Source organism: Jannaschia pohangensis, assembly GCF_900113875.1.
GTDB lineage: Bacteria > Pseudomonadota > Alphaproteobacteria > Rhodobacterales > Rhodobacteraceae > Jannaschia > Jannaschia pohangensis.
The window spans coordinates 237,403-252,105 of the sequence record NZ_FORA01000001.1 but is presented as its reverse complement, the minus strand read 5'-3'; the positions used below and the strand labels follow the sequence as shown (position 1 = coordinate 252,105).

The following is a 14,703-nucleotide window of genomic DNA, read 5'->3' as shown; positions in this document are numbered from 1 at the left end:
AAGATGCTGGAATTGCTGAAAACCATCCCCGCAGATCGCCCCGTTCTGATCGCCGGACCGACGGCATCGGGCAAATCCGCGCTGGCGCTTGCGATCGCGCACAGGGACGGTGGCGTGATCGTCAATGCGGATGCACTCCAGGTCTTTGCCGACTGGCGTATTCTGACCGCCCGCCCGTCCGAGTCCGAGACGGCTCTGGCCCCGCACGCGCTCTACGGTCATGTCGACTGGACGCGCGCCTTTTCGGTCGGTGACTGGTTGCGCGATGTCGCGCCGCTGCTGTCCGGGGCGCGACCGATCATCGTGGGGGGCACCGGCCTCTATTTTCGCGCCCTGACCGAAGGGTTGGCCGACATTCCGCCCACGCCTCCCGATATCCGCCAGGAGGCGCAGGACCGGCTGGACCACATCGGATTGCCCGCGCTGGCCGCCGAACTCGACGATGACGTGCGCGCCGATATGGACCTGCAAAACCCGATGCGGGTGCTGCGCGCCTGGGAGGTGAAGCGCGCCACGGGCCGGTCGATCCGCGCGTGGCAGGCCGCAACGCCGCCGCCGCTGATCCCGCTGACCGACTGCACGCCCCTTCTGGTCGAGGCGCCGGTCGACTGGCTTACCCCCCGGATCGAGCGGCGTTTCGACCTGATGCTGGCGGAGGGCGCGTTGGACGAGGCGCGCGCCATCTTGCCCCGCTGGGACCCGTCGCTGAATGCGGCACAGGCCATCGGCGCGCCGGAACTCATCGCCCATCTGCGCGGCGAAACCGACCTCGCGACCGCACGCGACCGCGCGATCATCGCCTCGCGCCGCTATGCCAAGCGGCAACGAACGTGGTTTCGAGCCCGCATGGCGGGCTGGCAGCGGGTTTCGGGCGCGGACCTTTGACAGCAACGGCCCGACCGTGGTCACCTTGGGCGAATGTCCAAGATCCGCCTCTTCGAATCGCGGGGGCTGAGCGAGGCGGAACGCCTGGCCGGTCTGTCGCTGGAAATGGTCACGCCGCTCAAGCGTCATGGCCGCTGGCGGCGCGCCCTGCCCCATGTGGAGCTGCTGCCCGTCGTCATCTGGATCACCCGGGGTCAGGGGCGCGTCACGGTTCTGGGCCGGACCCGCGGGTTCGGGCCCGCGACGGCCATCGTGGTGCCGCCGAAAACCCCGTTCAGCATCGACCCGGGCGCCATGACCGAGGGGTCGCTGATCCGCTTGCCCGACATGTTCGAAGCGCCCTTCTCGGCCGTGCCGCGTCACCTCCGCCTGTCCGACGTCTCGACCCAGGGAGAGCTTTCGGGGCTTGTCGACCGGCTGGAACGGCACGGCGACCTTGCCGACCCACCGACGGGCCGCGCGGCCATCGGGCGGATCGTCCTGCTTTCGGCGCTCCTGGAACGCGAAGGCGGCAAGATTGCCCCCGAAAAGCCCACGACCCAGGCGAAACTGGCCGCGAAATTCGCCCGCATCGTCGAGGATAACCTGGGCCGCATGGCCTCGCTCGAAGAGCTGGCGGCCTGGCTCGGCGTGACCTCCACCCATTTGACGCGCACTCTGCGCGACACCTGCGGGATGACCGCCGCCGCGTACATGCAAGCCCGTCTGATGCACGAGGCGCAGCGGCGGCTGGCCGATACCGACGCGCCCGCGGGGCAGATCGCGACCGATCTCGGCTATAGTTCGGCGGCCTATTTCACCCGGGCCTTCGGGCGCGAGACGGGGCTTACCCCGACCGCCTTTCGCCGCAACGAGGCGCGGGTCTCAGCCGCCTGAGCGCGCCGCAATCTCCTGACCTGCGGCCACCCCCGACGACCAGGCCCACTGGAAATTATAGCCACCAAGCCACCCCGTCACATCCACCGCCTCCCCGATGAAGAACAAGCCCGGAACCTCCCGCGCCTCCATGCTGCGCGACGACAGGGCGGCGGTGTCGATGCCGCCCGCCGTCACCTCGGCCTTGGCATAGCCCTCGGTCCCGGTGGGCTGAAAGGTGAGGTCGGTCAGGGTCTGCGCCACCTCGTCCAGGACGCGGTCCGACGCATTGCCCAGTTCCGTGGCAAGGCCGATCCGGGTGGCCAGCGCGTCGGCCAACCGGGTCGGCAGATGTTCGGCCAGCGCAGCCTTCAGATGCGCGCGCGGCATCCGGGAGCGCGCGTCGCGCAACTTGGCCGCCGCATCCTCCAGCACGTTCAGCGACACCGCCTGACCGGGCCGCCAATAGGACGACACCTGCAAGACGGACGGACCAGACAGGCCCTTGTGCGTAAAGAGCGCGGCTTCGGCAAAGATCGCATCCCCCACCCGAGCCACCGCCGGACAGGACACGCCCGAGATATCCTTGAACCCCTGATCCCGCGCGCCGAGCGTGAAGGGCACCAGAGCCGGGCGCGGCGTGACAACCTTCACCCCGAATTGCGCCGCGATGTCATAGGCCAGCCCGGTCGCCCCCATCTTGGGGATCGACGGACCACCCGTCGCCACGACCAGCGCCGGAGCCGTCGCGCCGCCGACGCGGAACCGCCCGTCGGCGTGTTCGATCCGGCCCACAGGGGTCGACAGGCGCACCTCGACCCGGCCCTTGGCGCATTCGTCCAGCAGCATGGCCACGATCTGCCGGGCCGATCCGTCGCAGAAAAGCTGTCCCAGGGTCTTTTCGTGCCACGCGATGCCATGCGCCTCGACCAGGGCCAGGAAATCCCATTGGGTGTAGCGGCTGAGCGCGGATTTGGCGAAATGCGGGTTCTCGGACAGGAAGCACCCCGCCTCCGTGCCCATGTTCGTGAAATTACAGCGCCCGCCGCCGGAAATCAGGATCTTCTTGCCCGCTTTTTCCACGTGGTCGATCACCAGAACCCGTGCCCCGGCCTGTCCCGCCGTGGCCGCCGCCATCAGGCCCGCGCCGCCGGCCCCCAGTATGATCGCATCATAGGTCATGGCCGCCTTCTAGGGCGGGCGGCTGCCGGACGAAAGCGGGGTGTTCGCGCGGCAAATCCGCCCTAGGTCGAACGGGAACGGAGGGATGCACATGATCCTCAAGGCTCTGATCGCCGCGCTGGCCCTCGCCTCCCCCGCACTCGCGCAGGAGGCGTCGATGAACCTGAGCCCCAATTGGGAATATGTCGCCGACACCGTCATGGGCGGCGTGTCACGCGGCGGGATCGAAACGGCGATGATCGACGGGCAACGCGCCACGCGGCTGACCGGCGATGTGTCGCTGGAGAACAACGGCGGTTTCGTGCAGATGGCCGCCGATCTGGGCACAGGCGACGTGCTGGACGCCAGCGACTGGACCGGCATCGAGGTCGAGGTGCGGGGCAACGGCCAGACCTATGATCTGCGCCTGCGCACGACCGACCTGACCCGGCCCTGGCAAAGCTATCGCACCGACTTCACCGCCACCGATGACTGGACGGTGATCCGCGTGCCCTTCACGGCACTCGAGGCGAACCGCACCGATGTGCCGCTCAACCTGACCCGACTTCGCCGAATCGGTATCCTTGCCGTGGGGCGCAAGATGAACGCCGATGTCGCCGTGGCGGGGCTGCGCCTCTATCGCTGATCCCGCCGCTGTCCTCCGGATGTGACAAAGGGGAGCCTTTCGGCCCCCCTTCGCACTGCTCAGGTGTTCTTCGGTTCCGCAAGTGGCGGCCCCCCGGGACGGCCAACAGCCGCCCCTTCCCCCTGCTCAACTCAGCTGCAGCCGGACGTCCCGCCACAGGTGTTGCACTTCATGCAGGTCCCGTTGCGGACCAGCGTGTAGTTGCCGCATTCACCGCAAGCCTCGCCCTCGTAGCCCTGCATCTTCGCCTTTGTGCGGGCGTCCATGCCGGTCGAGACGGCGGCGACCGAAGTCTCGGACTTGGCGACGACCATGGTGGCCGTGCCCGCGATCTCGGCGGCGGCCCGGTCGACCCCTTCGCGCAGGGCGACCAGATCGTGGGGCAGACGCTTGCGCAGATAGCCGGTCGAGGCCACGGACTTGAACACTTCCAGCGACTTGCGCGCGGCGGCGTCGCCCACGGGGTTGAGGTTGCCCTCCTCCGGGCCCGCCTCGTTGCCATCGTGGATCGAGTCGAAGCTGGCACCCTGCGGCTTCACATGGGCCAAGTCCTCGCGGTCCAGGTAAGACACCGCCAATTCCCGGAAGATGTAATCCAGCACCGAGGTCGCGTTCTTGATCGAGTCGTTGCCCTGCACCATGCCGGCAGGCTCGAACTTGGTGAAGGTAAAGGCGTCCACGAACTCCTCGAGCGGCACGCCGTATTGCAGGCCCACCGACACCGCGATGGCGAAGTTGTTCATCATCGCGCGGAAGCCGGCGCCTTCCTTGTGCATGTCGATGAAGATTTCGCCCAGTTTGCCGTCCTTGTACTCGCCGGTGCGCAGATAGACCTTGTGCCCGCCGACGACGGCCTTCTGGGTATATCCCTTGCGCCGCTCGGGCAGCTTTTCGCGGGCCGCCTTCAGGTACTCCTTGACGATCACCTTCTCGACGATCTTCTCGGCCAGGACCTGCGCCTTGGCGTGCGGGTTGCCCGATTCCAGGACATCCGCGGCCTCGTCGTCATCCTCGACCAGCGAGGCGGCGAGCGGCTGGCTCAGCTTGGAGCCGTCGCGGTAGAGCGCATTGGCCTTCACCCCGAGGGACCAGGACAATTCATAGGCGCGCTGGCAATCCTCGATCGTGGCCGAATTGGGCATGTTGATCGTCTTGGAGATCGCCCCCGAGATGAACGACTGCGCCGCCGCCATCATGTGGATATGGCTTTCAACCGACAGGAAGCGCTTGCCCTTCTTGCCGCAGGGGTTGGCGCAGTCGAAGACCACCAGATGCTCAGGCTTGAGGCCCGGGGCGCCTTCCAGCGTCATCGTCCCGCAGACGTGATCGTTCGCCGCCTCGACCTCCTTCTTGGAGAAGCCCAGGTGCCGCAGCAGATCGAAGGTCGGATCGTTCAGCTTGGCGGCCGGGATGCCGAGGGTCTGGGTGCAGAACTCCTCGCCCAGGGTCCACTGGTTGAACACGAAGCGAATGTCGAAGGCCGAGGGCAGCGCCGCCTCTATCTTGTCGATCTCCGCCTGGCCGAAGCCGTGGCCGACCAACGCGGTGTGGTTGATGCCCGGCGCATTGCCAAGCGACCCGTGACCCACGGCATAGGCGATGATCTCGCCGATCTGCGCCTCGCCATAGCCGAGCTTGCGCAGGGCGGCGGGCACCGACTGGTTGATGATCTTGAAGTAGCCGCCACCGGCCAGCTTCTTGAACTTGACCAGCGCGAAGTCCGGCTCGATCCCGGTGGTGTCGCAATCCATGACCAGACCGATGGTCCCGGTCGGCGCGATCACGGTCGACTGCGCGTTGCGGAAGCCGTGCTTGGAACCCAGTTCGACCACATCGTCCCAGATCTGCGCGGCCATGGCCGTCAGCGTCTTGTCGGGGCAACCCGCGATGTCGAGTGCGACCGGCTTGACGGCCAGGGCCTCGTATCCGTCGGTCATGCCAAGGGCGGCGGTGCGGTGATTGCGCATCACGCGCTGCATGTGGTCGGCGTTGCGCGCATAGCCCGGGAAGGCGCCCAATTCGCCGGCCATCTCGGCCGAGGTGGCATAGGACACGCCGGTCATGACGGCCGTCAGCGCACCGCACAGGGCACGACCTTCGCGGCTGTCATATCCCAGACCCATGTTCATCAGAAGACCGCCGATGTTGGCATAGCCCAGACCGAGGGTGCGGAAGTCATAGGACCGCTGCGCGATTTCCTTGGACGGGAACTGCGCCATGGCGACCGAGATTTCGAGCGTGATGGTCCAGAACCGCGAGGCGTGGACATAACCTTCGTGGTCGAAGGTGCCATCCGCGTTGAGGAACTTCAGCAGGTTCATCGACGCCAGGTTACAGGCCGTATCGTCGAGGAACATGTACTCGGAGCACGGGTTGGACCCCCGGATCGCGCCGTCTTCGGGGCAGGTGTGCCAATCGTTGACGGTGTCGTGGAACTGGATCCCCGGATCGGCACAGGCCCATGCGGCATGGCCGACCTTCTCCCACAGCTCGCGGGCGCGAACGGTCTTGGCGACCTTGCCGTCGCGGCGGTTCGTCAGCTCCCAGTCGGCGTCCTTTTCGACGGCGTGCAGGAAGGCGTTGGTGACGCGGACCGAGTTGTTGGAATTCTGGCCCGAGACCGAGTTGTAGGCCTCCGAGTCCCAATCGGTGTCATAGACCGGGAATTCGATGCTGTCGTAGCCCTGCTTGGCGTATTGCAGCACGCGTAGAATGTAAGCCTCGGGGATCATGTGCTTCTTGGCGGCACGGATCACGCCCTTGAGGGTGTCATTCACTGCCGGATCGCAGGCATCGGCCAGGGCGCCGTCCCAGGCGCGCACGGCTTCCATGACCTTGGTCAATTGCGCCTGATGCGCCTTGGAGCCCGCGACGATGGCCGCGACCTTCTGCTCCTCGATCACCTTCCAGTCGATGAAGGCCTCGATATCGGGGTGGTCCATGTCGACGATGACCATCTTGGCCGCGCGCCGCGTGGTGCCGCCCGACTTGATCGCACCCGCCGCGCGGTCGCCGATCTTGAGAAAGCCCATCAGGCCCGACGACTTGCCGCCGCCCGACAGCTTTTCGCCCTCGCCGCGCAGGTGGCTGAAGTTTGTTCCCGTGCCCGAGCCGTATTTGAATAGACGCGCTTCGCGGACCCAGAGGTCCATGATGCCGCCGTCGTTCACCAGGTCGTCGGCGACGGACTGGATGAAGCAGGCGTGGGGCTGCGGATGCTCATAGGACGACTTGGAGCGGGTCAGCTTGCCGGTCTTGAAGTCGACGTAGTGGTGACCCTGCGCCGGGCCGTCGATGCCGTAGGCCCAATGCAGGCCCGTGTTGAACCACTGGGGCGAGTTCGGCGCGGCCATCTGGCGGGCCAGCATCACACGCATCTCGTCGAAATATGTGCGGGCGTCAGCTTCGGTGCTGAAATAGCCACCCTTCCAGCCCCAATAGGCCCATGCCCCGGCCAGACGGTCGAACACCTGCTTGGACGACGTCTCGCCGCCGAACCGCTCCTCTTCGGGCAATTCGGCCAGCGCGTCCTCATCGGGGACAGAGCGCCAGAGGAAGTCGGGGACGTCCTTTTCCTTCACGCGCTTCAATGCGGCGGGCACACCGGCCTTGCGGAAGTACTTCTGCGCGATCACGTCCGAGGCGACCTGGCTCCAGCCCTCGGGGATCTCCACGGCGTCGAGCCGGAACACGACCGTGCCATCGGGATTGCGGATCTCCGATGTCGTTGTGGTGAAACCAAGCGAAGCGTAGGCGTCCTTGCCCGCTTCCGTGAATTTCCGCTCAAGCCGCATGATGTGTCGTCCCCAGTCCGTGTTTTCATTTTGCAGTAGGCGCCCGAACCAATGGGCTGCCCAATCGTCCATCCATCCACCCGACCCCTCGCCAGACGACAGGGGAGCGGCCGCCAACCTGGCGCGTCCGACCCCTTTGGTCTCGTCTGAGGCGACTGCTCGACCTCGGTGCGGGACCACTACATATGGTGGCACCTCTGCACGGCGCTACCAATAGCTGCGCCGTTCTTGCCCGGTCAATGTGGATAACGGGGATAACCGGAAGAAATTTCTGTTGACTCGGGGGTGCGCGATTCGGGGCGTTTACGTCACTTTCATGACACCCATAAAAACCCCTTGTCCGCGCCACTTTGGCCGTCACAGGCCCCATGTTAACCTTGCGTCAAGAAACTATGGCATGGCTGCAACGGAGTGGATCATACAGAACCACTCACAGGTTTTCAGCGATGGGATTTGGAAAATGGTCGGGGCGAGAGGATTCGAACCTCCGACCCCCTGTACCCAAAACAGGTGCGCTACCAGACTGCGCCACGCCCCGACGCCCGTCCCCTAGCAGCGTTGTTCGACGGGGAAAAGCCCCGCGACCTCAGTCGCAGGGCCAGGCCGCGTTTTCCTGCGGCAAGGCGGGCGACCGCACCTCTGCCCCCGCCTCGATCCCGAGCGTTTCGGCCAATCCGCCATTGATCTCCAGGACCGCGATCGTCGGCCCGCCCGCGTTGATCGGCGTCTCGTCCAGCGGCACGGCATTGGCATGCACCCGCAGAACCCGGCCTTCGGCGTCGATGAACAGCATGTCGAGGGGGATCAGCGTATTGCGCATCCAGAAGGACACATCGCGCGCCTGCGCATAGAGGAACAGCATCCCGTCCATCTTCGGCATCGAGTCGCGAAACATCAGACCCCGCGCCTGTTCCTGCGGCGTGACGGCCAGCTCAACCGAGAATCGCGCCGACCCGAAGTCTCCCCGGATATCGACGCGGTCAGGGGCGCAGGCCGGATAAGCCAGCCCCGTCGATACGACGAGACCGGCCAGAGCGATGGCTAGCGACTGTAGTCTTCCCAACGGCGCACCTCTACGGCCAGACGGCCCCTCGTGCCGTCCATGGCACGCAGGCAGACTGCCTCGCCGGGCAACAGGTCCGCAAGTCCGAAGCGGCGCAATACCTCGACATGTATGAAGATGTCCTGGGCCGACCCGAAAATGTTGGCGAAGCCGAACCCCTTGCCCTTGTCGAACCATTTCACGCGGGCAGGTTCATAAGGCAGGTTTTCGGGCACGGGCTGCAGATACTCGGGCTCGTCCTCGGTCACTTCCACCTCGGGGGCCACGATATCGAATACCTCAACGGCCTGCAGACCGCGGTCGCTGGCTTGATAACTGAATTCCACCCGGCTGCCATCGGCGACCGAGCTCTGTCCAAAATTCCGCAGGACATTCACGTGCAGCAAAACATCACGTTCCACCTCGTCCGACACCACGAACCCGAACCCCCGGGTTGCATCGAACCACTTCACGGTTCCGGTCGTTCTGGCAGCTGCTATCGATACCTCAACGTTACTCACAACGTTCCCTTTCTAAAATCCATCAGGGTATTCTCGTTGGCGCACGGTGGTGAAAAACTGACGCAGAACCGCAAAGCAACTATTTTTCGCAGTTTCAGAACACTCCCCGGCCATTTCCGTTGCGTCATGCGCGCGTCTCCGCCGGGCAGACGATAAAAATGGTTAATCTTCGTTAACCATTTCCGTATTTTCGTTAATGTTCGTTTACTGTCGTCCGTGTCTCACGGGTTCAGGCGCGCCGCTGTCCAGCCGCCCTGCGAATCTGTCCCGCGCACGAACCGGAACCGGTCGTGCAGCCGGAACGGCCCGTCCGCCCAGAGCTCGATCTCGACGGGGCGAATACGAAACCCGCCCCAGAACGGCGGTCGCGCCGGGGATGTCCCCTTGGTCGCCGTCACCTTGGCGACCTTGGCCATCAGGCTGGCCCGACTTTCGAGCGGTCGGGACTGGTCCGATGCCCAGGCCCCCAGACGCGACTGCAACGACCGCGACGCATAATAGGCATCCGCCTGCGCATCCTCGACCCGCTCTACAGGGCCGCGCACCCGCACCTGACGGCGCAGCGACTTCCAGTGCATGACGAAGGCGGCCCTGGGATGGGCGGCCAGCTCCTGACCCTTCTTGCCCTCGAAATTGGTATAGAAGACAAAGGCGTCCGCCTCGATCTCCTTCAACAGAACCATCCGCACATTGGGCAACCCATCGGCATCCACCGTGGCCAGCGCGATGGCGTTCGGGTCCTCGGGTTCGGTCTTCTCGGCCTCGGACAGCCAACGCTGCGCAATCGCGATCGGGTCGTTGCCCTCGAAAATCCCGCTCCGTTCCGCCGCCATCCCGACCCCCTTGCGCCCGATAACCTTGCTGCACATCAGCCTTTCGCCTAAAGCCGGTGCCAAGACAAGTCGGAGGGGACTATGGCCGGTATCATGGCAGGCAAACGCGGACTCATCATGGGTCTCGCCAACGACAAGAGCATTGCCTGGGGGATCGCCAAGGCCTGCCACGCGCAGGGGGCCGAACTCGCGTTCAGCTATCAGGGCGAGGCGCTCAAGAAACGGGTGGAGCCGTTGGCCGCGCAGGTCGGGTCGAACATCGTCCTGCCCTGCGACGTGGGCGAAGGGGCGACCATCGACCAGATGTTCGCCGATCTGGGCAATCTCTGGGACAACCTCGATTTCGTGGTCCACGCCATCGGCTTTTCCGACAAGAACGAACTGCGCGGCCGCTACATCGACACCTCGCTCGACAACTTCCTGATGACGATGAACATCTCGGTCTACAGCTTCACCGCCGTGATGCAGCGCGCCGAGAAGATGATGAAGAACGGCGGCTCGGCCCTGACGCTCTCCTACTACGGCGCCGAAAAGGTCATGCCCCATTACAACGTCATGGGTCTGGCCAAGGCCGCGCTCGAATCCTCGGTCCAATATCTGGCCGAGGATCTGGGCCGCGACGGCATCCGCGTGAACGCCATTTCGGCGGGCACGATCAAGACGCTGGCCGCGTCCGGCATCGGCGACTTCCGCTACATCCTGAAGTGGAACGAATACAATTCTCCCCTGCGCCGCACCGTCACCCAGGACGAGGTCGGGCAATCGGCCATGTATCTGCTGTCGGACCTGTCGTCGGCGGTGACCGGCACCATCCACCATGTCGACGCGGGCTATCACGTGGTCGGCATGAAGAACGTCGACGCCCCCGACATGACGCTGGACAAGAAGGACGGCTGACGCGGTGCTGACCGCGACGCATCTTCTGGCCTTCAACCTGGCGCTGTTCTTCGCCGTCGCGGCCCCCGGCCCCGCGTTCCTGATCTGTGTGCAGGCGTCCCTGCGGGGCGGGCGTGGCGAAGGCGTGATGACGGGCGTCGGCCTTGGCGTCATGGCGGGCCTCTGGACGCTGGCCGCCCTTCTGGGCCTCGCCACCCTGTTCGAGGTGATCCCGACCGCCTACACGTTCCTGCGCATCGGTGGCGCGGTCCTTGTCCTGGTCTTCGCCGTCCTGATCTGGCGCGGCGCCAACGACCCGCCGGGGGCCGCGCCGCCCGTGTCGCGCCGCCGCGCCTTCCTCAACGGCTTCCTGCTGAACCTCGGCAATCCCAAAAGCATCCTCTTCGCTGCCGGTGTCCTTCTGGTGATCTTCCCGCCGGGCCTTTCGGCGGCCGAGATGGCGCTGATCACCGTCAACCAGATCGTCCTTGAAATCGTGCTCTATTCGGCCCTCGCCTATCTCATGTCCCGCGACCGCATCCGCGCCCGCTACATCGCGCTCAAGCCTTCGCTGTCGCGCGCCATGGCGCTTGTCCTCGGCGGCCTCGGGCTGCGGCTTCTCATCACGTCCTGATCCCGGAGGTTTCCATGTCCACCCAACTCCCCCACGAAAAAGGCTTCCATATCTCCTGGGACCAGATCCACCGCGACAGCCGCGCGCTCGCCTGGCGGCTGGATGGCAAGGGCCCCGACAACGGCGCGTGGAAGGCCATCGTCGCCATCACGCGGGGCGGCATGGCCCCGGCGATGATCGTCGCGCGCGAACTCGATATCCGGCTGGTCGATACGATCTCCATCAAGTCCTACGACCATCAGGCCCAGGGCGATGCACAGGTGCTGTCCAAGCCCGACGAGGCGATGGTGGGCGACGGCACCGGCATTCTGGTGATCGACGACCTTGTGGACAGCGGCAAGACACTGGAAATCGTGCGCCAGATGTATCCCAAGGCGCATTTCGCCACCGTCTATGCCAAGCCCAAGGGCGAGCCGATGGTCGACACCTTCATCACCGGGGTCAGTCAGGACACCTGGATCTTCTTCCCCTGGGACATGGCCCTGCAATACGTTCAGCCCTATCGCGGCAAGGATTGATCCGGGGGCGCGGGTGGCCTGAATTCACGTCGGACGCAGATCACCCGTGGATCACCCGCTCTGAATACGTCGATTTCGGGCGGTTCCGGCGGGTCAGGCGCAGGCGGATGCCGTCCTTCGCCCGCACCGTCAGATGCGCCACCGGCACCGGCTCCGGCCCGTCGGGCGCGACCTCGAAGTCGTTGATAAACCGCGCCAAAAGTAGAACGCCCTCGGCCATGGCAAAGCCCGCCCCGGTGCAGACCCGCGGTCCCGCACTGAACGGCATATAGGCCAAGCGGCTGCTTTCACGTCCTTTTTCCGTCTGCCACCGCCCCGGATCAAATGCGTCCGGATCGTCCCACATCCGCTCATGCCGATGCAGGTGCCAGGGGCTCAGCACGCACTGCGCCCCCACTGGCGCCTCCCGTCCCCGAAACGTCTCCGCCCGCGTTGTCTCGCGCACCATCATCGGCACCGGCGGATAGAGGCGCAGCGTCTCGCGGAACACGTCGCGCGTGAACACCAGCTTGGAAAGCTCGGAAAACGTGAAGTTTTCCCAATCGAGCGCCGCCTCGCTCGCGACCCGGTCCTGCGCCTGCGCATCCCGCGCCAACAGGTACAAGCCCCAGGCCAGCGCCGACGCCGAAGTCTCGTGACCGGCCAGAAAGAAAATCGCGACCTGATCGACCATCTCTTCGGGGGAAAAGCGATGCCCCGTCTCGGGGTCGGCAAAGGTCATGATCTTGGTCGCCAGATCGTCTGGCGCCCTCCCCGCCGCGATCTCCGCCGCCCGCCGGTCCACCAAAGCCGCAATCGCCGCCCGGATCGACGCCGCCGCCGCCCGCGTCCGCCGCTTGTGAAAGCGCGGCATCCAGCGCGGCAAAGGCAGCAAAGCGGCAATGTTCAGAAGGGGTTGTGTGCGTTGATAGTCGCGGAATTCCTGAAAGACCTGCGCCGCCAACCGGTCCTCGATGGGCACGGAAAACAGCGTGCGAAAGATGACATCGGCGGCGGCGTAGCTGGCCAGTTCCTCGACTTCGTGCACGCCATCAGACAGTCGCGCGACCATCGCGTCGCTGGCCTCCAGCATTGCCGGAAACGCTTCTTTCAGGCGGCCCTTGCCGAAGGCCGGGTCGATGATGCGGCGCTGGCGTTTCCACTCCTCGCCGTTCGTGACAAAAACCGACCGCCCCAGAAGCGGGGCCAGCCCTTCGCGCACCCGGTCGGATTTTGGGAAATCATCGGGCCGCTGTTTCAGAACCAGATCAATCAGTTCCGGGTCGTTCATCATGTAGCTGCGAAAGAACGGTGTCCGAAATTCCGCCATCCACGCGCGATAAAGCCGGGCGGGCTGCGCGCTCAGGATGTCTTGCCGGAAACGGCGGGCATAGCCGATCAGACCCACGCGGCCCTCGCGCGACGGGGGCTTGGGCGGGATCACGGGGCCATGTCCGGATAGCCATTGACCGGACGGGTCAGGCGCGACGGACTCGGCGCGCGCCCCTCGTATCGTTGGCCCAGTGTCATCGGCCCCGCAGTGATCCGGAAATAGTCGTAGTCGCCGGGTCGGTCAAAGGCGCAAAGGTACTGAAAGTGCAGTCGGAAATACCGCCGCTTCATGGCCTTCCATTGCTCGGGTGACAGGGTTTGCGTGAAGGCCGCCGAGAGGACAAGAGGGCCAGTCTGTGGATCGGGAGCGACCCCGCTGACCGCGACAGGATCGCAGAGCGCGAAGGCACAGCCATCGCCGGGGGCTGTCACATCGACCCAAGGGATCAGGCTCTGGCCACCCATCACATGAAGATCGCGCCGTAACTGTCTGGCATCCGGCAGAAAGCTGACCATCGGGACGACGTGACCGAGGCTCAGGAACGACAGGCGACCCTCGGGCACCTGCCCCGCGCGGATCAGGTCGGCCAGCACCGAGACCGCCAGATGTGCGCCTGACGAATGGCCGACGATCAGCACCTCGTCCGCGTCACTGTCGAGCGCGTCGAGAACCTTTTTCCCGAAATCCGCCATCCGCGCCTCGAGTGCCGGAGGATTGGCCCCCTTCCACCGGGCCGAAAAGGCGTAGTCGTGCATCAGATAGTAGGCGAAGACCTTGGAATCCTTGGCCTTGAACCAGCGCAGCAGCAAGACCCCGACCCCAAGTCCCGCCAAGGCCCCCAGGATCGAACCCGTCACCGTCAACGGCACCCCGACCGGCAGCGCCGAAACCCCGGCGCGCACCAGCCAGAAGGCAAAGACCCCCAACAGGACCGCCACAAGCAATTGAGCCAACAGGAAAACCACCGGATAAAGCGCGGCGATCACCGGCCCCTTGCGAAGGCGCATCAGGCGAAACAGCGCGCCCGATCCGATGTAGATCCAGGAGGTGCGAAGCAGTTGAAGATAGGTCGCCGGGATCGACCCCGACATGCTGCCCGCGACGATGTCGGACCAGACCAGAACCTCGACCCTTGTGTCGGTCACCGCACCGTCCATCTCGGCGCGGACGTTCCAGGAATAGGGCCCGTCCCCCTTGGACAGGTCCAGCGCATAAGCCGAAATGGCCGCCTGCGCCGCGCCTTCCTTGCGGTAAAGTTCACGGTAGCGCCGCGGGTGGAAGGGGTCGTACCCCGGAATGTACAAAACGCGGCGGCGTTTCACTGGGCGCATGGGGAAGGTCTTGGCTTGCGTCGGTTGCGCATAGGATGGCAGATCGCGAAGGCAAAAATAAGGACCCGGATATGTCCGATACCCCCGATCTTGTCGTTGACGCCCTGGGGCTGCTCTGTCCCCTGCCCGTCCTGCGCCTGCGCAAACGAATGACCGACCTGCCGCCCGGTGCCGTGGTGCAGCTTCTGGCCGACGATCCGGCGGCCCATGTGGATGTGCCCCATTTCTGTGCCGAAGCGGGTCACGACTTCATGGGCGCGACCGGCACGACCTTTACCCTGCGCAAAAGATAGCC

Annotated in this window: 14 protein-coding genes and 1 tRNA gene; 7 read left to right on the top strand and 8 right to left on the bottom strand. The window is 65.2% G+C overall.

Annotation, left to right across the window (positions count from 1 at the left end; all coding sequences use genetic code 11):
* The first annotated feature begins 3 nt into the window (after positions 1-3).
* Entirely contained in the window at positions 4-885 is an 882-nt protein-coding gene (gene miaA / locus BM002_RS01185; RefSeq protein WP_092776477.1) for a tRNA (adenosine(37)-N6)-dimethylallyltransferase MiaA, read from the top strand.
* A 33-nt stretch (positions 886-918) separates the two neighbouring features.
* A complete protein-coding gene (locus BM002_RS01180; protein WP_092776474.1) occupies positions 919-1,761 on the top strand; it encodes an AraC family transcriptional regulator in 843 nt (280 codons plus the stop codon).
* Here the strand turns inward: BM002_RS01180 and BM002_RS01175 are convergent.
* Positions 1,750-2,922 (bottom strand): BaiN/RdsA family NAD(P)/FAD-dependent oxidoreductase, encoded by a 1,173-nt coding sequence (locus BM002_RS01175; protein WP_092776471.1) that lies wholly within the window; start codon positions 2,920-2,922, stop codon positions 1,750-1,752. The genes BM002_RS01180 and BM002_RS01175 overlap by 12 nt on opposite strands.
* A gap of 91 nt (positions 2,923-3,013) precedes the next feature.
* Between BM002_RS01175 and BM002_RS01170 the strand changes: the two genes are divergently transcribed.
* Positions 3,014-3,547, top strand: coding sequence for a CIA30 family protein (locus BM002_RS01170; protein ID WP_342707289.1), 534 nt, complete (start codon positions 3,014-3,016; stop codon positions 3,545-3,547).
* A gap of 131 nt (positions 3,548-3,678) precedes the next feature.
* Here BM002_RS01170 and BM002_RS01165 read toward each other — a convergent pair whose 3' ends face one another.
* The 5 genes from BM002_RS01165 to pdxH all read right to left on the bottom strand — a co-directional run bounded on the left by BM002_RS01165 (position 3,679) and on the right by pdxH (position 9,737).
* Positions 3,679-7,341, bottom strand: coding sequence for a vitamin B12-dependent ribonucleotide reductase (locus BM002_RS01165; RefSeq protein ID WP_092778555.1), 3,663 nt, complete (start codon positions 7,339-7,341; stop codon positions 3,679-3,681).
* 461 nt (positions 7,342-7,802) lie between these two features.
* Positions 7,803-7,879 (bottom strand) — tRNA-Pro (locus BM002_RS01160).
* Between the two features lie 48 nt (positions 7,880-7,927).
* The gene (locus BM002_RS01155) at positions 7,928-8,404 is read right to left on the bottom strand and encodes a DUF192 domain-containing protein (RefSeq protein WP_092776468.1); all 477 of its coding nucleotides are present in this window, start codon (positions 8,402-8,404) and stop codon (positions 7,928-7,930) included.
* Positions 8,383-8,856 carry a cold-shock protein gene (locus BM002_RS01150; protein WP_245749084.1) on the bottom strand — a complete coding sequence of 158 codons (474 nt, stop codon included), beginning with the start codon at positions 8,854-8,856 and terminating at the stop codon, positions 8,383-8,385. The genes BM002_RS01155 and BM002_RS01150 overlap by 22 nt, the downstream gene beginning before the upstream one ends.
* A 269-nt stretch (positions 8,857-9,125) precedes the next feature.
* On the bottom strand, positions 9,126-9,737 hold the full coding sequence (pdxH, locus tag BM002_RS01145) for a pyridoxamine 5'-phosphate oxidase (protein ID WP_092778553.1): 612 nt from the start codon (positions 9,735-9,737) through the stop codon (positions 9,126-9,128).
* A gap of 81 nt (positions 9,738-9,818) precedes the next feature.
* Between pdxH and fabI the strand changes: the two genes are divergently transcribed.
* From fabI to gpt, 3 genes are read left to right on the top strand one after another with little or no spacing between them, the layout of a single operon-like run.
* A complete protein-coding gene (gene fabI / locus BM002_RS01140; RefSeq protein ID WP_092776465.1) occupies positions 9,819-10,634 on the top strand; it encodes an enoyl-ACP reductase FabI in 816 nt (271 codons plus the stop codon).
* Between the two features lie 4 nt (positions 10,635-10,638).
* Positions 10,639-11,247: a LysE family translocator gene (locus tag BM002_RS01135; protein ID WP_245749083.1), complete on the top strand. Its 609-nt coding sequence runs from the start codon at positions 10,639-10,641 to the stop codon at positions 11,245-11,247.
* Between the two features lie 14 nt (positions 11,248-11,261).
* Positions 11,262-11,765, top strand: a complete 504-nt coding sequence (gpt, locus tag BM002_RS01130) for a xanthine phosphoribosyltransferase (protein ID WP_092776463.1) — start codon at positions 11,262-11,264, stop codon at positions 11,763-11,765.
* Positions 11,766-11,805: 40 nt separating this feature from the next.
* Here the strand turns inward: gpt and BM002_RS01125 are convergent, their stop codons facing one another.
* Positions 11,806-13,188 (bottom strand): cytochrome P450, encoded by a 1,383-nt coding sequence (locus tag BM002_RS01125; protein ID WP_092776460.1) that lies wholly within the window; start codon positions 13,186-13,188, stop codon positions 11,806-11,808.
* Positions 13,185-14,408, bottom strand: a complete 1,224-nt coding sequence (locus tag BM002_RS01120) for a hypothetical protein (protein ID WP_092776457.1) — start codon at positions 14,406-14,408, stop codon at positions 13,185-13,187. The genes BM002_RS01125 and BM002_RS01120 overlap by 4 nt, the downstream gene beginning before the upstream one ends.
* Positions 14,409-14,479: 71 nt before the next feature.
* Here BM002_RS01120 and BM002_RS01115 point away from each other — a divergent pair, with 71 nt between their 5' ends.
* On the top strand, positions 14,480-14,701 hold the full coding sequence (locus tag BM002_RS01115; protein WP_092778551.1) for a sulfurtransferase TusA family protein: 222 nt from the start codon (positions 14,480-14,482) through the stop codon (positions 14,699-14,701).
* The last annotated feature ends 2 nt before the right edge of the window (positions 14,702-14,703 follow it).

What these genes read in the sequence shown, in the direction of transcription:
- miaA (WP_092776477.1), top strand. Translation starts at nt 4, where the DNA reads ATGCTGGAATTGCTGAAAACCATCCCCGCAGATCGCCCCGTTCTGATC.
- BM002_RS01180 (WP_092776474.1), top strand. Translation starts at nt 919, where the DNA reads ATGTCCAAGATCCGCCTCTTCGAATCGCGGGGGCTGAGCGAGGCGGAA.
- BM002_RS01175 (WP_092776471.1), bottom strand. Translation starts at nt 2,922, where the DNA reads ATGACCTATGATGCGATCATACTGGGGGCCGGCGGCGCGGGCCTGATG.
- BM002_RS01170 (WP_342707289.1), top strand. Translation starts at nt 3,014, where the DNA reads ATGATCCTCAAGGCTCTGATCGCCGCGCTGGCCCTCGCCTCCCCCGCA.
- BM002_RS01165 (WP_092778555.1), bottom strand. Translation starts at nt 7,341, where the DNA reads ATGCGGCTTGAGCGGAAATTCACGGAAGCGGGCAAGGACGCCTACGCT.
- pdxH (WP_092778553.1), bottom strand. Translation starts at nt 9,737, where the DNA reads ATGGCGGCGGAACGGAGCGGGATTTTCGAGGGCAACGACCCGATCGCG.
- fabI (WP_092776465.1), top strand. Translation starts at nt 9,819, where the DNA reads ATGGCCGGTATCATGGCAGGCAAACGCGGACTCATCATGGGTCTCGCC.
- gpt (WP_092776463.1), top strand. Translation starts at nt 11,262, where the DNA reads ATGTCCACCCAACTCCCCCACGAAAAAGGCTTCCATATCTCCTGGGAC.
- BM002_RS01120 (WP_092776457.1), bottom strand. Translation starts at nt 14,408, where the DNA reads ATGCGCCCAGTGAAACGCCGCCGCGTTTTGTACATTCCGGGGTACGAC.
- BM002_RS01115 (WP_092778551.1), top strand. Translation starts at nt 14,480, where the DNA reads ATGTCCGATACCCCCGATCTTGTCGTTGACGCCCTGGGGCTGCTCTGT.